At 52.8% G+C, this 19,948-nt stretch carries 16 protein-coding genes; 2 read left to right on the forward strand and 14 right to left on the reverse strand.

What is annotated here, in order from left to right:
• The first annotated feature begins 8 nt into the window (after positions 1–8).
• Together galT and galK are read left to right on the forward strand one after the other, a co-directional pair.
• Positions 9–1,127 carry a galactose-1-phosphate uridylyltransferase gene (gene galT / locus ACXM2N_RS08525; RefSeq protein WP_458491092.1) on the forward strand — a complete coding sequence of 373 codons (1,119 nt, stop codon included), beginning with the start codon at positions 9–11 and terminating at the stop codon, positions 1,125–1,127.
• Positions 1,128–1,132: 5 nt separating this feature from the next.
• Entirely contained in the window at positions 1,133–2,359 is a 1,227-nt protein-coding gene (gene galK / locus ACXM2N_RS08530) for a galactokinase (RefSeq protein ID WP_458487793.1), read from the forward strand.
• A 495-nt stretch (positions 2,360–2,854) separates the two neighbouring features.
• Here galK and pdxY read toward each other — a convergent pair whose 3' ends face one another.
• The 14 genes from pdxY to ACXM2N_RS08600 form a co-directional block, all read right to left on the reverse strand.
• Positions 2,855–3,706 carry a pyridoxal kinase PdxY gene (gene pdxY / locus ACXM2N_RS08535; protein WP_458487795.1) on the reverse strand — a complete coding sequence of 284 codons (852 nt, stop codon included), beginning with the start codon at positions 3,704–3,706 and terminating at the stop codon, positions 2,855–2,857.
• Between the two features lie 178 nt (positions 3,707–3,884).
• On the reverse strand, positions 3,885–5,231 hold the full coding sequence (locus ACXM2N_RS08540; protein WP_458487797.1) for a hemolysin family protein: 1,347 nt from the start codon (positions 5,229–5,231) through the stop codon (positions 3,885–3,887).
• Positions 5,231–5,908, reverse strand: coding sequence for an rRNA maturation RNase YbeY (gene ybeY, locus ACXM2N_RS08545; RefSeq protein ID WP_458487799.1), 678 nt, complete (start codon positions 5,906–5,908; stop codon positions 5,231–5,233). The genes ACXM2N_RS08540 and ybeY overlap by 1 nt, the downstream gene beginning before the upstream one ends.
• Positions 5,909–5,960: 52 nt before the next feature.
• Positions 5,961–6,992: a PhoH family protein gene (locus ACXM2N_RS08550; protein WP_458491094.1), complete on the reverse strand. Its 1,032-nt coding sequence runs from the start codon at positions 6,990–6,992 to the stop codon at positions 5,961–5,963.
• Positions 6,993–7,082: 90 nt separating this feature from the next.
• Positions 7,083–7,859, reverse strand: coding sequence for a 16S rRNA (uracil(1498)-N(3))-methyltransferase (locus tag ACXM2N_RS08555; protein WP_458487801.1), 777 nt, complete (start codon positions 7,857–7,859; stop codon positions 7,083–7,085).
• Positions 7,860–7,872: 13 nt separating this feature from the next.
• Positions 7,873–9,003, reverse strand: a complete 1,131-nt coding sequence (dnaJ, locus tag ACXM2N_RS08560; RefSeq protein WP_458487803.1) for a molecular chaperone DnaJ — start codon at positions 9,001–9,003, stop codon at positions 7,873–7,875.
• 260 nt (positions 9,004–9,263) lie between these two features.
• Positions 9,264–10,937, reverse strand: a complete 1,674-nt coding sequence (locus ACXM2N_RS08565; protein WP_458487805.1) for an NAD(P)-binding protein — start codon at positions 10,935–10,937, stop codon at positions 9,264–9,266.
• Between the two features lie 2 nt (positions 10,938–10,939).
• A complete protein-coding gene (locus ACXM2N_RS08570; RefSeq protein WP_458487807.1) occupies positions 10,940–12,031 on the reverse strand; it encodes a thiamine pyrophosphate-dependent enzyme in 1,092 nt (363 codons plus the stop codon).
• 6 nt (positions 12,032–12,037) lie between these two features.
• Positions 12,038–13,327: a hypothetical protein gene (locus tag ACXM2N_RS08575; protein WP_458487809.1), complete on the reverse strand. Its 1,290-nt coding sequence runs from the start codon at positions 13,325–13,327 to the stop codon at positions 12,038–12,040.
• Positions 13,327–13,905 (reverse strand): 2-oxoacid:acceptor oxidoreductase family protein, encoded by a 579-nt coding sequence (locus ACXM2N_RS08580; protein ID WP_458487811.1) that lies wholly within the window; start codon positions 13,903–13,905, stop codon positions 13,327–13,329. Before ACXM2N_RS08580 ends, ACXM2N_RS08575 begins: the two co-directional genes overlap by 1 nt.
• Before the next feature lie 403 nt (positions 13,906–14,308).
• The gene (hrcA, locus tag ACXM2N_RS08585) at positions 14,309–15,355 is read right to left on the reverse strand and encodes a heat-inducible transcriptional repressor HrcA (protein ID WP_458487813.1); all 1,047 of its coding nucleotides are present in this window, start codon (positions 15,353–15,355) and stop codon (positions 14,309–14,311) included.
• A gap of 51 nt (positions 15,356–15,406) precedes the next feature.
• Positions 15,407–16,549, reverse strand: coding sequence for a radical SAM family heme chaperone HemW (gene hemW / locus ACXM2N_RS08590; RefSeq protein ID WP_458487815.1), 1,143 nt, complete (start codon positions 16,547–16,549; stop codon positions 15,407–15,409).
• Positions 16,550–16,590: 41 nt separating this feature from the next.
• The gene (locus ACXM2N_RS08595) at positions 16,591–17,277 is read right to left on the reverse strand and encodes a hypothetical protein (protein ID WP_458487817.1); all 687 of its coding nucleotides are present in this window, start codon (positions 17,275–17,277) and stop codon (positions 16,591–16,593) included.
• A gap of 304 nt (positions 17,278–17,581) precedes the next feature.
• A complete protein-coding gene (locus tag ACXM2N_RS08600) occupies positions 17,582–19,417 on the reverse strand; it encodes an AMP-dependent synthetase/ligase (protein ID WP_458487819.1) in 1,836 nt (611 codons plus the stop codon).
• Positions 19,418–19,948 lie beyond the last annotated feature (531 nt).

The following is a 19,948-nucleotide window of genomic DNA, read 5'->3' on the forward strand; positions in this document are numbered from 1 at the left end:
CGTCAAAGATCACTGTCACTGCGTCCACATTGGCAGACGGTCGCGAAATCATCTACTTCGATGACTCTGAACACCCCGATCGCGTACTCGAGGACTCCCGCGACCTGCCTCAAGCACACAGCCTGAGCGAAATTAGGTTGGATCCTCTCACGAACACGTGGACCGCCTTTGCCGCACACCGCATGAATCGCACGTTCATGCCGCCTGCTAATGAGAATCCGCTGGCGCCAACCACGCCTGGTAACTTGCCAACGGAGATTCCTAGCCCCAGCTACGACGTAGTTGTCTTTGAAAACCGGTTCCCGAGCTTCGCCATGTCGGCCGCCGACTTGGTACAAGATCCTCACTGGACCGACTACGTCGATGGGATAGAACTCTACCCGCGTAAACCCGCAGCAGCTCGCTGTGAAGTAGTCTGCTTCACCGAACATGTAGACCAGTCCTTTAAGGACCTAGCGGTCTCTCGAATTCGTACTGTTATTGAAGCGTGGTCCCACCGAACTGCTGCGCTGTCAGCGCTTCCAGGGATTAAGCAGGTATTTCCGTTCGAGAATCGTGGTGAGGAAATTGGCGTAACCCTCCAACACCCGCATGGTCAGATTTACTCCTACCCGTTCCTGTCCCCTCGAGCTCAAGCAATTGTGGACGCTTGTAAAGCCTACGAGTCTAACAAGGGTAAAGGCGCTGATCTGTTTGCGGATTTGTTGGACGCCGAGGTTTCTGCGGGCACCCGCGTTATCGAGCAAACCGATTATTTCACCGTGTTCGTACCAGCTGCGGCAAAGTGGCCCTTGGAAGTCATGGTCTGGCCAAACCGTAAGGTTGCAGACTTCAGCGAGCTCACCGACGACGAAAAGGATGATCTCGCCATTGTGCTCAAGCAACTCTACACCGCAGTAGATAAGTTCTTTGAAGGCGTAGAAAAAACACCGTACATTGCCGGATGGAACCAAGCACCTGTCGAGGAAGATCTGCGACCATATGGCCGTCTTCATCTCCAGTTGTTTAGCCTGATGCGCTCCCCCAACCGCATGAAGTACCTAGCTGGCTCTGAATCTTCTCAAGCCGTCTGGATCAATGACACAACCCCTGAGAAGATCGCCCAGCGCATGAAAGAGATCTGGTGAACGACATGACTACATGGATTCACACCCGAACGCCAGAACAGCTTGCTGCCGACGCCATAAATCTGTTCAAGGCAACCTTCAATGGAACGCCCTCCGGTGTGTGGGGAGCCCCTGGTCGCGTGAATGTCATAGGTGACCACGTTGATTATGCCGGCGGCGTCTCAATACCCTTCGCACTGCAGCAACTCACGGCAGTAGCCATGTCTCCGCGCAGGGACGGAATCTACTCCGTCACATCTATAGCGCCGGGCAAGTCTGCCGAGGAAGCAATGCAATTCCGGATCCCAGTAACGCAAGTGGGACCGCTTAGCCCCAACAACTGGGCTGGGTACATTGTGGGAACAATTTGGGCAATGGAAGAAGCTGGGATCATCAACCACGTCCAAGGTTTCGATATCGCAGTTGTGTCCGACGTTCCTCTAGGCTCTGGACTTAGTTCTTCCGCCGCACTGGAATGCTCAACGGCCGTGGGTGCGTTTGAGATCTTGAACAAGCGTGCGCCATCTGAGGACGAGCTTGCTGGCATCGTTGAAGCGTGCATGCGGGCGGAAAATGATGTCGTAGGGGCAAGCACTGGCGGTCTCGATCAGCGCGCAAGCATCTACGGTAAGTCGGGCCAGGCTCTCGTTATTGACTTCCACGCCGATACTTGTACCCACGTGCCATTTGATCTAGCGAAGGAAAAGCTTGCCCTTCTGATTGCCGACACCAACGCACCACACGCACTCAACGACGGCCAGTACGCATCTCGCAGGGGTCTTATTGATGAAGTCACCAAGGCACTAGGCGGTGAAGACTCAACTCTTCGTGATATTGATGACGCGGTGCGCAAGACGAATCAGTGGGCCAAAGACACTCACCATGATGTTGATGAAGCCACTAAGCGAGTAAAGCATGTGGTGGAAGAAACCAACCGTACTCTTAGCGCAGCTCACAGCCTCGAGCAAGGCGACTTCCACGCTTTCTCACAGTTCATGGCTGACTCCCACGAGTCCCTGCGCGATCAGTATGAAGTAGTAACTCCTGAGCTGGAATCTGCGTTCCAAGCTGCTGGTGCCTTTGGTGCTCGCATGACTGGCGGTGGATTCGGTGGCAGCGTCATCACGCTCGTGCCAGAAGACAAGGTCGAGGAAACTGCTCGACGTATCGATACCGCGGCATCAGAAAAGGGATTCCCAAGCCCAACTTTCCTTGTTGCTACACCTGGCGATGGCGCACGACGCCTTGCGTAAATAGAGCCTGCGTCAGCTGGTGAGGGGTCGACTCCTCATCTGTATCTCACGTCCTGTTGGTAGGACAAGTGGAAAGAAAAGCCTTTCCTCCGTCGTGGTTATAAGCCACGACGGAGGAAAGGTTTAGCTGATTCTGGTGTACTTATCCCAAGAAATGGGCTCCCTATCAGTGTCGCGCGATGCCAATAAGTTGCCAGTTCTGCTGCAGTAGAGAATTCAGCTCCAGCACGCGAAGCCTAGAGTCCCGTACATTTGAATGCCGCTGCAAGGCAAATCTTGCCGCTGCTGCCGGTGTCTCACGCGACTGATTGGTTAGGTGCTGCCCCAGAGCTTCGAATTCCAAAGATCTGGACTAAGCGCCTTCAAAGAACAAGATTCGCCTCAGCTTGCAGGTCCGCGGTTTCTAGAAAAATGACCTTACTGGGCCTTAATAGATCTGGGGTATGCCGTCATCAAAGATGGCATACCCCAGAGCGTTCATCACAGACCGCTTATCTAAGCGATCTTCTCAACGTCAAACTCAAGCCGTGGATGAGCGTAAGCCTCTTGTGCTTCAATGACGCACAGTTCACGTGAATCAGCGCGGAAAGTCGTCTCAATGAGCTGGAATACGCTGCTGGCAGTTTTGGCCAGAGAGTCCCCCGCATCATGGCTTCGAATGTAGTGCCCGGTGAACAGCGCCGCGGTGACATCACCCGAACCATTACGTTTGAAATCAATGAAAGGTGTCTGAACCTTCCAAGCACCTTCGTCATTGACCGCAATCATTTCAATGGTGTCTTCGCGGCGATCAGGACGCAGAACTGACGTTACAAGAATGGTACTTGGACCCATGGCACGGGCAGCCTCGCAAGCTTTGAGAGTTGACGATATATCCGAGGCCTCGATACCGGTGAGATAGCCCAATTCGAACTGATTAGGCGTAATGATGTCTGCTACAGGCACCACCTTGTCCCTCAACAACGGTGGAATTAAATCTGATACGTGGCATCCAGACTTAGCATTACCCATTACTGGGTCACATGCATAGAGAGCCTTGGGGTTTGCATCCTTTACTTGAGCTACCGTTTCAATGATCACATCAGCAATATCTGATCCGCCTTGATATCCGGACAACACAGCATCAACCTCGGGGAATGCTCCACGAGCCTTGATTCCGGAAATGACATCGCGTACTTGATCCGCGGGAATGAGCTCTCCCCCGAACTCGCCGTACCCTGTGTGATTGGAAAAGTTAACCGTATGAACTGGCCATACTTCGTGACCAATGCGCTGCAGAGGAAAGACGGCGGCAGAATTGCCTACGTGGCCGTAACTCACGTGTGACTGAATTGAAAGAATGCTCATGCGACAATCATGCTCCCCTGCTTCTGCGAATTCCAAGGTATTAGGCAAACAATTTAGCTGGGTGCCCAAAAGGTAAGGTGAAAACCATCTTTAGATGAATTAAATTGAATACAACCGCACATGTCTTATTGAAAAAATGTGGTCCTGCCACCAGTGAGCAGCAGGACCACATCTAAAACTACCCAGCGGGTTGTGAATCTTCCTCATCGAAGTTGTAGTCCGGTTCTTGAAGTCTTACGACAACCGAAGTCACCCGAATACGACCACGACGGTCTTGCCCGCCTTCAGCCCTCAATCGAAGCCCGGAACTTGAGACTTCCGTACCAGGAAGAGGGACTCGCCCAACCTCGTAAGCAAGCAAACCGCCTACGGTTTCCACTTGATCCAGAATTTCTTCGGAGAATTCCAAGTCCACATCGTGGTCTTCCTTCACCTGATCGGCCAAGTCCTCCAGCGTCAAGCGCGCAAGCACGCGGTAAGAACGACGGTCATCTTCGAACTGTTCAATCGGAGCTACCTCGCGATCATCGTACTCATCGGCAATTTCACCGACTACTTCCTCGATGATGTCTTCGATTGTGAGCAAGCCCGCCACACCACCATATTCATCAACCAGAATTGCCATGTGGTTTCGTTCCGCCTGCATCTCGTTCAAGAGTGCATCGAGGTTCTTGGTATCGGGAACGAACGCTACTGGGCGCATAACCTCATCAACGGTGACGCTACGCCCGCCGTCAGTAGAGTAATAGGTTCGTTGGACCAGATCCTTGAGGTAAACAATTCCGATAACGTCATCGACGCTGTCACCAATTACCGGGATACGCGACAGTCCGCTCCTCACGCACAGGCTCGTAGCTTGGCCGGCTGATTTTCCGGACTCGATCCACACCATCTCAGTTCGCGGAACCATCACGGAACGGGCGGTGGATGACGCCAGATCAAAAACAGATTGGATCATACGCCGTTCTTCGACCTCAACGACGCCGTGTTCCTGAGCTATATCGACCATCTCAAGGAGTTCAACTTCGGTGCTGTATGGGCCGTCTCTGAACCCTGGTCCCGGAGCAACGATGTTACCTACCCAAATCAGCAACCTAGCGAACGGGCCGAGAATCTTTACCGTTGCAAACATGAATGGGGCCGTTGCCAATGAAATACTGTAAGGGTTCTTTTTACCCGATGTCCGGGCAAAGACGCCGATGATAGCGAAGCTAATGATCGCGGTTCCCGCAATGGCAGCTACCAACGCCCAAACATCATTTGAAATGTAGTTCATTGCAACAACTGCTGCGAAAGCAGCGGCTGTAGCATCAAGCAACGTCCGCACAAGGACGAGCAGATTGATGTGGTCTGCTTTACGTTCAGCAACCCGCAGCAGCGTTCTGGCAGAAGGATGCGTCTCCTCCTTGACCATGGCCTCAACTCGAGCACGCGAGACGGAGGAAAGAGCTGCTTCCATCGTTCCCGTCAGGCCAGACAGAAACAGTGCTGCGAGAACGACGATACTCGCGATTATTGGGCTCACTAGCGGACATCCCTTTCCGTACTGCTGTCCGCATGTGGATCGCGCTGGATATACGTGGTTTGAATATCATCTTGGGGTTCCGCGATAACTGGAATCCGGTTCTCCACCGGTGTTCCGCCTCCAGGAACCAGCTTGTCTAGTTCTGCACGGTCTGCAGCAGATGGGAATGCCCCTGCCCCAGTGGGCTTCGGTTGGTACTCAATTCCACGCCGCTTAGTGTCTTCATACCAGTCACGCAAAAGCTCGTTCTGCAGGGAGAACATCTCTTTTTCCTCTGCAGGAGTTTGATGGTCGTAACCCAACAGATGAAGACATCCGTGTGTGGTGAGCAACGCAAGCTCGTGCCCTAAATCGTGCCCGGCCTTTTCTGCTTGACGCTTGGCAAACTCGGGACACAAGATGATGTCGCCTAGAATTGCGGGTCCTTGAGGCGCCGCATCAGGACGGCCCATCCCCGGTGTCAATTCATCCATGGGGAAACTCATGACGTCAGTTGGGCCTTCCAAGTCCATCCACCTGACGTGCAGATCGCTCATCGTATCTAGGTCCACAATGGAAATAGTGGCTTCCGCACCGGGATTAATATCCATCTCGCCTAAAACGAAAGTAGCTACGTCAATTAGCGACTCTTCGTTTACCCCTGGATAACCAGATTCATTGACTACTTCAATGCTCACACTATTGCCCTCAAACTAAACGGAATGATAAAAGCTGAATTACAGGAAGATCCTAGTTGTTTTCCTGCTCGTTAGGAATCGTCTCTCGCTTGGCTTTGCGTTCGGCAGCGCGGGCTTCCTCGCGCTCCTCAAAATCGTCATAAGCCTCGACAATTCTTCCCACCAATTGGTGACGCACCACATCGTGGCTTGATAGCTCGGAGAAATGAACCCCCTCAACTCCACGGAGAATGTGTCGTACTAAGCGGAGTCCAGATTTCTGGCCGCCGGGAAGATCAACCTGAGTAATGTCACCCGTCACAACCATTTTTGATCCAAACCCTAATCGGGTCAGGAACATCTTCATCTGAGCCGCGGTGGTGTTCTGTGCTTCATCCAAAATCACAAAAGCATCATTGAGCGTACGCCCGCGCATATAGGCCAGAGGCGCAACCTCCACGATTCCCGCCTCCATGAGCTTTGGAATTACTTCCGGTTCGACCATATCGCGCAAGGCATCGTGGAGTGGACGCAAGTACGGATCAATCTTGTCATTCAAGGTTCCTGGCAGAAATCCCAGTTTCTCACCAGCCTCGACCGCCGGCCGGGTCAGAATAATCCTGTGTACTTGCTTTGACTGGAGCGCTTGAACCGCCTTGGCCATGGCTAAGTAGGTTTTACCGGAACCGGCAGGCCCAAGACCAAATGTGATTGTGTTTTCATCAATTGCGTCAACGTACTCTTTTTGGCCGTACGTTTTCGGTCGCACTGCTTTTCCACGGCGCACGACGATATCGCTTGCCAAAGCTTTGGACACACTCATCGGTGCTTCCACAGTCACGATCGAGACAGCATGCTTTACCGAATCAGGACTAATTATGTGTCCTCGCCGAGCAAGTGATTGCAGCTCTTTCAGCACCTTTACTGCGCGAGCTACTTCGTATTCGTCACCCTTAATCGTGATTTGGTCACCACGAACAAAAAGGTCCGCGTCGAGCTGGTTCTCAAGCACCTTTAAGTTCTCATCATTGATGCCAAGAATAGTTTGCGAATGTGCCGGATCCAGCTCAATGATACGAGTGGTTGGTACAGGAGCGTTGTTTATTTTTCTTCACTACTTTCAACAAAGCACACGGTACGAAATCCGTGCTTCCGGAATGTCATTCTTCGAGTTTAACAGCGTTTTTCGCTCAAACTACCAGCGCCCGGTAGAAATTCCGATCGCTGCGAGGGCGGCTAGCCCGGCGCTTGCGGTGCGCAGCACCTCCGGACCTAGTTTCACTGCCAAGGCACCGGCTTCGCGGAACTGCCGTGCCTCGTCGTCGGAAATGCCGCCCTCAGGGCCAATAATGAGCAGGATCTTTTGAGCGGAGGCAATCCCAGCCTGCTCCATAGCGTCCTTGAAAGGGGATGCAGCGGCTTCATGCAGTACAAAGACAGAGTCAAATTCGTTAACGAGCTCAACTAGCTCAGCTGTCCCATGTGGATTACGGATCGCAGGGATCGTTGCTCGGCGTGACTGCTTTGCAGCAGCAGTTGCTGCTTGGCGCCATTTTTGCACGCCTTTTGAACGCTTGCTGCCCTGCCACTTGGATACGCACCGTGCGGCTTCCCACGGAATGATGCAGTCCGCTCCGCCTTGTGTGAGCAGATCGACCGCGAGCTCACTGCGCTCTGACTTTGGGATTGCCTGGGCAACCGTAACGGTCGGTTGCGGTTCTTGCGCTACGACGACTTCATCTACGGTGCCGGTCAGCGTGTCTTTGCCCGCCACTGAGGTGACTGTGACGAGGGCCTTGGCCCCTCGTGTATCCATGAGCTCAATTTGTTCCCCCACGCCAATGCGTTTAACGCTCACAGCATGGCGGCCCTCAGGACCACGAAGGGTCACGTTTTCGCCTTCACGAGGAAGAACTACTGCTTGTCCTTCTAAGTAGGATTCAAGGTCATAAACGAACACCGGCAAAGACACAGCTGATCAACCTTTAGCGACGGAAGCGATTACGGATTCGGCCGAACAGGGACTCATCGGCAGCAGCACCTTCGTGCACCTTCGTCTTGTCACCTACGTACCCGCCGAACTCCTCCAGCAACGTGCGCTGCTTGTCGTTCAAGTCCGTCGGCACCTTGACCTCTACGTGGGCGAACAGGTTACCAAAGCCCTGCTTCCTCAGATGAGGCATACCCTTGCCTTCAACGGTAACGATCTCATTTGGCTGAGTTCCAGCTGGAATGGAGACACTGAGTTCCTCACCATCTAACGTGCTTACGCTGAAATCAACGCCCAGTGCGGCTTCTACCATAGGAACGGAAACAGCTAGATGGAGGTCATCGCCTTCGCGAGTGAAGATCGGATGCGGATCAACACTCACCTCTACGTAAAGATCGCCTGCAGGGCCACCTCCGTGGCCTACTTCACCCTGGCCAGCCATACGGATTCGCATGCCGTCGCCGATGCCGGCGGGGATGTTAACTACCAGGTCACGGCGCTTAGCTACACGACCATCGCCGCCACAATTGCCACACGGATCTGGGATAACTTCACCTGTTCCGTCACAGGTTGGGCACGGCATTGTCGTCATCACGTTGCCGAGGAAAGATCGCTGCATCTGCTGGATTCCACCAGTACCGTGGCACTGGCCGCATATATTTGGCTTCGACTTAGTTTTGGAACCCGTGCCCTCGCACTGATCACACAACACAGCGGTATCGATGGTGACCTCTTTTTTAGCACCTTTAAACGCATCTTCGAGCGAAATGCGGGTTCGCAATAAAGCGTCATTACCCTGCTGCACGCGCGAACGCGGTCCCGCTCCCCCGGAACCACCGCCGAAGAAGGCTTCAAAGAAGTCACCAAAACCACCAGAAGCGCCAAATCCGCTAGCACCTCCGCCACCCTGTTCCATAGGGTCGCCGCCGGCGTCGACGATCTGTCGCTTTTGCGGATCGAGAAGAACCTCTTGCGCCAGTGAGATTTCGCTAAACTTCTCCGCAGCTTCAGCGGTATCGTTCACATCTGGGTGATACTTACGCGCAAGTTTGCGGTATGCCTTCTTGATCTCATTGTCGCTAGCGCCACGCTCGACGCCGAGGATTCCATAGTAATCACGAGCCACGGTTTTAAGTCAGCCTTCTTTTTCTTTTAAATTTGTCTATTCTTTGGTTAAAGCTACATAGCCACTAACGCTAAGTGAACCGCTAATGTTCCGCGGTTCACGGCGAATCGAACAAGCGATTATCTTACTCATTATCGTTTATTTAGTCTTATTGACATCGATTAGCATCACAGGCAGCGGTTCACACCCCACACGGCACACAAAAGTGGCCACTACGAAACGCTTATCGTAGTGGCCACTTTTAAGGCTGCCTGAAGTGACTAAATCTCTTCCGGCACCATGCTAATTGCGCCGCACGGGCATTCCTCCGCGCATACGCCGCAACCTTTGCAGTAATCCAAGTTGATGTCATACTTTCCGGATTCAATCTTGATAACCGCATTGTCTGGGCAAACGCCGAAGCAGTTGTCACAACCGAAACAGTTACCGCACGACATGCATCGCCGAGCTTCTAGCAAAGCAGACTCTTCATCCAGGCCAACTACGACCTCGTCGAACGTGGACGACCGGCGCGCACCCTCGAGTTTTGCACGTACTTGATGCGGCGCATCTGAGTAATACCACGTCTCCATGCGGTCGAGGGTGGCATCTCCATGCTTGGGCGCAGGCTGGTACCTACTGGAGTTCAACCACGCGTCGATGTTGCGTGCTGCTTTCTTACCGTGGCCAATGGCTACCGTTACATTCTTCTCGGATGGAACCATATCTCCACCTGCAAAAATGCCATCGCGGCCGGTCATCATTTGATCGTCTACGCCAACTACGCCATCTCGAATCTCTACGCCTTGGACGTTTTCCAATAGTCCGAGGTCAGATTCTTGGCCCAGCGCCATGACCAAGGAATCGGCTTCCAGATCCTCAAACTCACCAGTAGGCTGAGGGAATCCATTCTCATCCAGAACCATTTTCTCAATCTTGATGGTTCCACCATCAACGTGGTTGACCGTTGACAACCAGCGCATGGTGATGCCCTCTTCCTCTGCCTCAATGATCTCAGAGTCGTGCGCTGGCGCACGATCGCGTGTTCGGCGATAAAGGATGACTGATTCCGTAGCTCCCAGCCTCTTTGCAGTTCGAGCAGCATCCACAGCTGTGTTTCCGCCACCGTAGACAACAACTCGTCGGCCAAGCAATGGGGCGTCACCCAGTCCGTCCGACGCATCCTCAACCTGGCGAAGCACATCGACTGCATTTTTAATATTCGCAGCTTCACCAGCAGGAACATTGACTTGGCGCCCAATCTGGGCACCTACCGCAGTGAACACTGCATCAAACTCTTGGAGCGCATCCTCCACTGATTCAACCTTGGTGTTCTGTTCGAAACGGACACCCAGCTTGGCAATACGGTCAATTTCCGCATCCAGAATGTGCCGTGGCAAGCGGTAGGCGGGGATACCGTAACGCATCATGCCACCTGGCTTAGCGCCTTGATCGCGCACAGTTACTTGGTGGCCAGCAAGTGCGAGATGATAGGCCGCAGATAGACCCGAGGGGCCTGATCCAATAATAAGAACTGTTTTGCCACTAGGTTCATTGAGTGGCTCTACGCTCCACCCTTCCTCAATAGCTTTGTCACCAAGGAATCGCTCAATTGCGTTGATACCTACAGCTTCATCTACCTGGGCACGGTTACATGCTGTCTGACAGTTGTGGTAGCAAACTCGCCCCATGACCGCTGGAAGAGGATTGTTTCGCATGATCTCACGCCACGCGCTTTCATAGTCACCCTCCTCCGCGTGGAAAAGCCACTGTTGGATATTCTCGCCCGCAGGGCAAGCCTTGTTGCACGGCGGGAGCATATTCACATACTGAGGTCGCTCAGTACGCCACGATCCAGTCTTGTTAGCTGCCGACGATCCTACGTTCAGAGTAATTGCAAAAGGCAACTGGGTGCGATTGCCCACTGCATGCGGATCATTATCGATGTTTGCCATGATCAATTCTCCTCAAGCTTTGGGTTATCAGACTTAATAAACTCATCAAGCCCTTCAGCATCAATAAGGTTGTAACGGGCGATATTTCTATCCGCCAGCGCCTGAAGGCGAGTAATAACTTCCGGATCCGCTCCCTTTTTGAATAGATGCGCGAACCGGCGTTGTGGCCTGAGATAGTTCTCTACAGGCTGCGGCCGTCTGATCTTAGCCACAGAGGTGACGTCTCCATATTCCGCCTCGAATACTGGGAACAAACCAGTTTGCGTAGCCAAGCGTGCCATCTTGATGGTTTGGTTGGAAACAGTTCCCCAACCCAATGGGCACGGAACTAGTACGTGAATGTACCGTGCCCCTCTGAATTGCATTGCCTTGGTGACTTTGTACTCCAAGTCACGAAGATCGGCTACCGTTGCGGTTGCCACGTAAGGGATCTCGTGTGCCATAGCAATGCGAGGCAAGAACTTGCCCTGACCAAAGGTGTTACCAGGTTTTTCACCTACCGGCTGTGTTGTTGCTGTACGAGCAGCCGGTGGGGTCGCACCGGAGCGTTGAACACCCGTGTTCATGTACGCCTCATTGTCGTAGCAAATATAGAGCACATCATCGTTACGCTCGAACATTCCGGAGAGGGCTCCGAATCCGATGTCAACGGTGCCTCCATCACCACCTTGAGCCACTACCCTGATGTCTTCGCGACCCTTCGCTTTCATCGCTGCGGCAACGCCTGTAGCAACTGCCGGAGCATTGCCAAACAGAGAGTGAATCCAGGGCAGATTCCACGAGGTTTCAGGATACGGCGTGGAGAACACTTCCAGACATCCAGTTGCATTACAAGCAATAAGCTTGTTGTCACTGGCAGCCACGGCGGCATCGAGTGCGTACCGTGCACCCAACGCTTCACCACACCCTTGGCAAGCTCTATGCCCGGAGGTCAACGAGTTAAATCGCTCATTTCCAGACTGCACGGAACGCAGTTTCTCATCAACGAGCCTGTTACCGACAGCGAAGCTACCAACTTGATAAAACTTTGCTTCCTCGCGGCCAGGGATCTCGGTTGCGGGGAACTGCGGGTTTGGTAGTGGAACTGTAGTCATTATCCTTTACCTTCCTGCTTCCGCTGGATTAGAGGGTGCGCGTAGATCATGGCGATTTACTCGTGCTTGGATATCTCGGAGAAGATTTTCCGGCACAGCGCCAGAATTCCTGTTTTGTTCCTCACGACTCAGCTCAGCGTTAACCAAGTCTTCGTCGAGATCAAGGAACGTAGTGTCTGCAACTTGATCTTGGATAGCCTTATCCAGATAGTCATGCAGCGATGCCTTCGTGATGTCGCGACCACCAAGGCCGGCAATCAATTCATGGCAGATGAATTTCCTACCGCGCATGGCAGCGCGGATATGGGAAGACACAATTCCACCGATTCCAACGGAAAAGGCCTTCTCAAGCACAATGAAACGCTTGCAGTTTTTGAGCGCTTCGCGCACGGCAACGGTTGGGAAAGGCCTGAAGGCTACTAATGAAAGAACACCAATCTTTTCGCCCTTTTCACGCCGCTCATCAATGACATCCCGCAACGTACCCGTTACTGATCCCAAGCAGACGACAATCGTTTCTGCATCTTCGGTCCGATACTCATGGAGTAAGCCACCGGATTCTCGCCCAAAGACCTCCTGAAATTCTTTCTGCACTCTAGGGATAACATCTAGAGCCTGCAGTTGCTTGTGATGCGCCAAGTAGCGAACTTCCGTAAAGGCCTCTGGACCGACCATTGCGCCGATGGAAATAGGATTGGCAGGGTCTAGGACCTGCCTAGGCTCATACGGTGGCAAGAATGCATCAACGTCTTCTTTGTCCGGTACATCAACCTGCTCCATGGCATGGGTCAAGATAAAGCCGTCCATGCACACCATGACCGGAAGGGAAAGTTCCTCGGCAATTTTGAAAGCTTGCACGTGGAGGTCGGCAGCTTCTTGATTGTCTACCGCATAAAGCTGCAACCACCCAGAATCTCGCTGACTCATTGAGTCTGATTGGTCGTTCCAAATGTTGATTGGTGAGCCAAGTGCACGGTTAGCCACGGTCATCACAATTGGCAATCCCAATCCTGAGGCGTTGTAGACGGCTTCCACCATGTACAACAATCCTTGGGACGCCGTTGCAGTATATGCTCGAGCGCCCGCCGCGGAAGCACCAATACAGGCGCTCATCGCAGAGAATTCACTCTCCACATTCACGTATTCACCATTGTCTAGTTCGCCTTTCTTGTACATCTGGGAAAGAGCTTCGACAATGTGGGTCTGCGGTGAGATTGGGTAAGCGCAAACGACGTCAGGACGGCAAGCCGCGACGGCTTGGGCAATCGCTTGTGAGCCTTCGATTTGCTTCAGCATTAGTGGGCAGCCTCCCTTTTCTTGGTATTTACTAGGTCAAAAGCAGCTTGTGCTGCGGCTACATTCATTTGCCCCACCTTGCCTGGGAAACGCTGCATGATGGCTTCTTCAACGGATTTCATTTGGTAGAGACCCGTGAGCGCAGCGACACCACCTAGAAGCACTGCGTTAGGAACAGTGCGCCCCGTGTGCTGGCGAGCAATATCTGTAGCCGGAATAGTCATGAAGTGCCCCGCGGGCTGCTTGCTCTGGAGTTCCGCGAGGCCAAGCTCAGCGCTTCTCTTCGACGAGTTGATCAGGGCGTATCCGCTGTCCGACAAGCCTGAGAACACATCTAGGATCGGGAGCAAAGTGGGGTCCTGAACAATCACCAGATCAGGAAGCAGAACAGGTTCGCGAGATCGAATCTGCTTATCGGATATTCGGCAATAAGCAACAACTGGGGCTCCCGTTCTTTCGGAGCCAAAGGAAGGGAATGCCTGAGCATGCTTGCCTTCCGCGAATGCGGCCATTGCAATCAGATCGGAAGCGGTGACAACACCTTGGCCACCACGTCCGTGAATTCGGACTTCAACCATGTTCTCAGATTATCCGTCATTCACATGATATTGGGCGCTTCGAGGCATCATTTCCCCATCCCCACTAAAGTCTGACGTCAGAACTCCAGAAAAATGGCCCTCTACCTTTGCTTTTAGCTACTTTTTCACCACATGTTCCAAGTGAGTATTTGGTCACCAATAGGCAAAAACTGCATAATAACCCACGCCAGCCGCCGCTGTGACTACCCATCAATGGATGTGCGGCAATAAATGCCCAAGCCCCACCATCGTCTCTGCCCACGCAGGAGCGAAAAAGCTAGTAGTGGAGGAAATGGACAAGGAGTCAGTGAAGCTTATGGAGCTAAAAAGCACCAACTAACTGAAGCAAAGATAACGCCCTGCGGCATTCAAGATGTGGCCGCTGAAGTTAAAACTCTGATCTCTACTGCCCACTAAGGACGCGAGAAACATATTGCGCTACTGCGTGTACTTTGCTCATGGTTCCTGAGTAGTCCATGAACGTTGGGCCAACAACACCCAAACCGCCCAAGGTCTCTCCTTGCGCCCCATAACCCGTTGCCACTACCGAGGCCTGGCGAAGTTGATCATCTTCATTCTCATCTCCGATAAGAACACTGACATGATCCAAGTCAGTTACGTTCGCGAGGAGTTTAAGGACGACAACCTGTTCTTCCAAGGCTTCCAGAATCGGTGGCAGTCCCTTTGGGAAGTCCCGAGCAACCCTAGACAGGTTGGACGCGCCAGCTAGAATTAGTCGATCGTTTGGTTGCTGCACCAACGTCTCAATCAGGACGGTGGCAGCACGCAATACATGGCTCTGGATTTCAGGATCTACAGGACGTACCGAGTTCGTAGGATCCGCGAGCTCAGCCAATGCTACAGAAGCGTCCGTCAAGGTCTTGTTATCTAAGACCGAATTCAAAACGTCTCGGAGTTTGTGCACATGCTCTGGTTCACAAATCTCATTGAGTTCGACGTTTCTCTGGTCAACACGCCCAGAGTCAGTAATCAAAACGAGGAGGAGACGGACAGGAGAAAGCGCAACCACCTCAACGTGTTTGACGCGCGTGACATTGAGATTTGGCATCTGCACTACCGCCGCCTGTCTCGTGATTTGAGAAAGCAGCTGAACGCTACGCCTTAATACATCCTCTAGGTCCACGCCGCCTTCCAGAAATCGGAGTATTCCCGTTCGCTCAGCTTTCGAAAGCGGTTTGACCTCATTAAGGGAATCCACCATGGCTCGGTAAGCCTTGTGTGTAGGGATTCGCCCAGAACTAGCGTGCTGGGAAACAATGTATCCCTCTTTTTCCAGCGCCGCCATGTCATTGCGGATCGTAGCTGATGAAACGTTGAGATTGTGACGCTCTAGTAGTGCCTTGGAGCCAACTGGTTCTTGGGAGGCAATGTAGTCTGCGACGATAGCGCGCAAAACCTCTTGACGCCTTCGATCAGTCGAGTTAGCCATTGGGCTGTCACCTTCCTTCGTCAAAATCCCTTGTGCTCTAGATTAGCCATTTCAGCCGAACAGGATGTCAGCGATCATGCCGTCAGCCAGTAAGCGCCCCTTGTCTGTCAGCAGAATACGGTCTCCAACGTCCATGAGCCCCTTTTGTTCAAATTTCCTTGCTCTTTCTACTTCACCAGGGCGTAGTTGAGAAGTTCGGAGCCCCTCTTTAAGCCTTAGCCCCAACATTAGGAGTTCCTCATGCCTTTCCTGATCCGTGAGAGTCTCAGTTTCCTTGATCGGCAATTCTTGACGCCCGAGGATGTTGGCGTAAGTAGAAGGGTGCTTGACATTGAAAAAGCGTCGGTTTCCAATATGGGAATGAGCCCCCGGGCCTGCACCCCACCAATCACCGTCTCTCCAGTAGCCGAGGTTGTGCAAGCATTCTCCGCCTGGCTTAGACCAGTTGGAGACCTCATACCATTCGTAACCATTTTCACGGAGAGCCTTGTCAATCATCCAATAACGGTCGGCGTAAACATCTTCTTCCGGCTCGGGCAGTTCTCCCTTGCGGACTTTTCGTGCCATGCGAGTCCCGTCTTCCACGATGAGGGAGTAGGCGGAGACGTGATCGACACCGGTTTCAAGAACGCTGTCCAAAGTTAGCAACACATCTGCGTCAGTCTCAGTTGGGGTTCCGTAAATCATGTCTAGGTTCACATGATCAAAGCCGGATGCTTTTGCTTCTCTTGCCGCATCGAACGCGCGTCCAGGCGTGTGGGCCCTTTCTAGGATCCTCAAAACTGCGGACGAGGCTGACTGCATTCCCAGTGAAACTCGGTTGAATCCGCCGGAGAGGAGTTCATCAAAGAATTCTGGACTCGTAGATTCCGGATTGGATTCCGTGGTGATTTCTGCCCCATCTTTGATTCCGATGGTGTTGCGGATAGCGCGCAAGATTCGATTCAGGCCTGCAGCACCAAGCATTGATGGTGTACCACCGCCAATAAAAACAGTGTTCGCAGGTCGGGTGTCGCCGGTCGCTGCAGCAAGTTCGAGTTCCACCTCTAGCGCGTCTAGGTAGGTTGCCGGTGAGGCTGAGGTTCCTAGTTCGCCAGGCGTGTAGGTGTTGAAGTCACAGTAACCGCAACGCGAAGAACAAAATGGGACATGGATGTAGACGCCAAAAACGTCAGCGTTGGGTTTGAAAGACATGACACAAAGCTTAAAACACGAGCTTGGTACCAAGCTAATAATTAGGATGCGTCAGCTGCCTCGCGCTGTTCGCGTTTCTTAGCCGCAACCCGGGCCACGATCTCATCGATACGAGCTCGTTCATTGAGAAAGGTAGGAGGATTAGTTCCGCGCATCATGCGCGCGTACGCTGGGTGCTCTGTCGCTACTGATTCGATCCATGCGTTAGCTGCCGCCACCACAGCATCAGAGGTACGACTGTACAGAAGCGGCAGATTAACGGCATCAGTGTCTCTTGCCCCACGCTCCGTTTCTGCGAGTTCCCACTCGACAATGTGGGCCAGATACTGACCTACCAAGTCTGTGCGCGCATCCAATGCTTGGGTGAGCTCGCCCACCATGACAGGAGAGCGCTGGATAGGAAAACGTTCGTCAAGATCGGCGCATGAGATAACTACCGGACGGGCAACTTCTTTACACCTCGGTGCAACAATGGAAACAGTTCCCGAGCGCAGACCTGACGTTAGCGCTTGCCGTACGCCAATGAGCTCTGCAACTACCGCGCGCGAATCGGCTTTCGCATCCGCGATGATTTCTTCAAACTCAGCGAGGCAGTCTTCTACCAGCTCAGCATCCCAATCGGCTACAGCCTCAGCAATATTCTCAATGTAGGAAGCCACTTCATCACCTATGTTGAAGATTTCTTGGGTAAGTTCACGGTGACGCATGGTTGCATCTTGAAACTGCATCGCTTCCCGTCCCATCTTCAATCGTGGTTAAAGTGTCCTTACGAGCGAAACCAACATGGTTTCTTTGTCACGAGTCAAAACTCTAAATGAGTTATTGAAACTTGTCGCGTTGGCTCGCCGTAAGCGGCGGAAGCAATCCCATAAAGCTCCCCCGCTACACCGGCCCTAGAGACCCAAGCAGCATTTCCCCAGCAGTTTGCTGTGCCAAGAAAGCCCCTTGCTATCCCCCTTACCCCCGCCCCGTCCCACTGGAGATAGAAGAAGGAGCACTCCGCCTTGGCGAAGTGCTCCTTACTAACCTTTTCTACTTACGCTTGTAAATATGGTCGATAGCGTCGGCGTAGCGACGTGTAACAACGTTTCGCTTCACCTTCATCGTAGGCGTCAGCTCGTCCGCCTCCTCGGTGAGATCCTGATCGAGAATGTAGAACTTCTTGATGCCCTCAGCGGAGGAAACCGTCGAGTTCACTTCGTTGATCGCATCCTGAATCTCCGCGCGGAGCACTGGATCGTGCGCCAATTCCTTCACATCTCGAGACTCTGGGATGTTGCGGTTGAGCTTCCAACGCGTCAGTGCCTCATCATCGAGCGTGATGAGAACGCCAACGAATGGCTTGCCGTCGCCAACAACCATCGCCTGCGAAATCATTGGGTGTCCACGCAGCATGTCTTCCATTGGGCCAGGCGATACATTCTTGCCACCGGCGGTAACGATGAGATCCTTCTTACGGCCGGTAATCACCAAGTGACCGGAGTCCAAGATTTCGCCCAAGTCGCCGGTGTTGAACCAACCGTCCTCGTCGAATGCCTCGGCAGTGGCTTCAGGGTTGTTCCAGTAACCGTCGAACACGGTGAGGCCCTTCACCATAATTTCGCCGTCTTCGTTAATCCGAACAGCATCTCCACCAACTGGGCGACCAACGGTACCAATACGCTGATCTTCGAAGTCAACGGTGCACGCCGCAGCAGTTTCGGTCAGGCCATAGCCCTCGTAGACCGGTGCGCCGATGCCACGGTAGAAGTGAAGTAGATCGTGGCCAATTGCAGATCCACCAGAGATTGCGTACTTAACTGCATCTCCCATTCCGGCGCGAATCTTTGAGTAAACCAGCTTGTCAAAGGTAGCGTGCTTGAGCTTCAGTGCACGTGAAGGACCTTCCGCAGTATCCAATGCGCGTGAGTATTCCTGCGCCACTTTTTCTGCCTGAAGGAACAGCTTTTCCTTAATTGGCGAGCCTTCGGAGGCGCTGGCTGCCGCGGAGTTGCGCACCTTTTCAAATACTCGTGGGACGCCCAAAATCACGTTTGGCCTAGTTCGCTGGAATTCAATTCCCAAAGATGAGAAGTCAGCCCAGTGCGACTGGGTTGCTCCACCGATAGCAACAGCCAAGGAAACTGCGCGTGCGAGAACGTGCGCCAATGGCAGGAAGGTCAGTACTCGTGCTCCAGGTACCGCAAAGGAACCAATTGGGTTTGTCAGAAGGCCACGCACCTCTGCGAGCCAATTCGCATGGGTAAGGCGGCAGCCCTTTGGCCGACCCGTGGTACCGGAGGTGTAAACCAGGGATGCGAGATCCGATGACTTGGTTGCCTTAATTCGCTCTTCAACTGCAGAATCTGGGATTCCGCGACCCTCGAACTCGAGGGTTTCAATTGCAGAAGAGTTGAGCTCCAGAATTCGGCGAAGCTTGGAAGGCGAGCCGTGAATACCAGGCTGACCATCTTCACCGATGACGAGGTGCTTCATCAGATCGGTGTGATCGCGGGTTTCAGTAATAGCGAAGACAGCACCGGAATCCTCAATAATCCACTCAATCTGGCGAATGGAGGAAGAACCGTAAATCGGCACGGACACCGCACCGGCCGCCATGATTGCGAAGTCAAGCAAAGACCATTCGTAACGCGTTTCAGATAGCAGAACAACGCGGTCGCCCTGTTCCACTCCTGCATTGATTAATCCCTTAGCCACCGCGAAAACTTCATCAATGAACTCTTTCGCGGTGACGTTTACCCATTCGTAGTTCTTTGGGCGAGTGTAGAGAACGCCATATGGGCGTGCATGAACAGTGGCCAGCAGTGCAGTGAGGCACGTGTCATTTTCACCAATCGTGTACAGCGGCTCAGCGGATACTTCTTGCATTGCGATGCAACTCCTTAAGCTAGTGTGCTTTTGTAATCACCCTGATTCAGCGGGTGTATGCGCTGTAGTTAAGACTGCCACAAAATGTGATCTAATGCGCAAAGTCGCGCCATTTTAGTAACCAGTTCTTGCAAAGCTAACCCTTAAACAAGTGCACTTAATTAGCGCTGAACTGCATATATTAGATAAATAGTCTTATTTTTACCCTTAAAATAAAATTAACATTTTTTAACCCCATTTCCCCCTAAAAGCACTCGAATGCAAGTGACCTGTGTCATAAAAATACGAATTTTGGATCCATTTCACTTCACATCGTGGCTCTAAGGGTAAGGCCCCAGCAACCCCCGCGCTCAGTTACCCTGACCCAGGGTGAGGTGCGAAGCCACGGATCTCTAGGTCTCATTTCTGATGACGAACTCCCATTCGCTCCCATGGCACAAGCCTCTCAATCAAATAAACGCAGAATTCGCCTCCAATCGAGACCGCGGTTACTTTTCCACACCCCGGCCTCGCCCTGATTCTCATCCACCC

This window comes from Corynebacterium sp. ZY180755 (genome assembly GCF_054331495.1).

Excerpts from the sequence above, each read along its gene's own strand:
- galK (WP_458487793.1), top strand. The coding sequence starts at position 1,133 with ATGACTACATGGATTCACACCCGAACGCCAGAACAGCTTGCTGCCGAC.
- pdxY (WP_458487795.1), bottom strand. The coding sequence starts at position 3,706 with ATGAGCATTCTTTCAATTCAGTCACACGTGAGTTACGGCCACGTAGGC.
- ACXM2N_RS08565 (WP_458487805.1), bottom strand. The coding sequence starts at position 10,937 with ATGGCAAACATCGATAATGATCCGCATGCAGTGGGCAATCGCACCCAG.
- ACXM2N_RS08570 (WP_458487807.1), bottom strand. The coding sequence starts at position 12,031 with ATGACTACAGTTCCACTACCAAACCCGCAGTTCCCCGCAACCGAGATC.
- ACXM2N_RS08575 (WP_458487809.1), bottom strand. The coding sequence starts at position 13,327 with ATGCTGAAGCAAATCGAAGGCTCACAAGCGATTGCCCAAGCCGTCGCG.
- ACXM2N_RS08580 (WP_458487811.1), bottom strand. The coding sequence starts at position 13,905 with ATGGTTGAAGTCCGAATTCACGGACGTGGTGGCCAAGGTGTTGTCACC.
- hrcA (WP_458487813.1), bottom strand. The coding sequence starts at position 15,355 with ATGGCTAACTCGACTGATCGAAGGCGTCAAGAGGTTTTGCGCGCTATC.
- hemW (WP_458487815.1), bottom strand. The coding sequence starts at position 16,549 with ATGTCTTTCAAACCCAACGCTGACGTTTTTGGCGTCTACATCCATGTC.
- ACXM2N_RS08595 (WP_458487817.1), bottom strand. The coding sequence starts at position 17,277 with ATGCAGTTTCAAGATGCAACCATGCGTCACCGTGAACTTACCCAAGAA.
- ACXM2N_RS08600 (WP_458487819.1), bottom strand. The coding sequence starts at position 19,417 with ATGCAAGAAGTATCCGCTGAGCCGCTGTACACGATTGGTGAAAATGAC.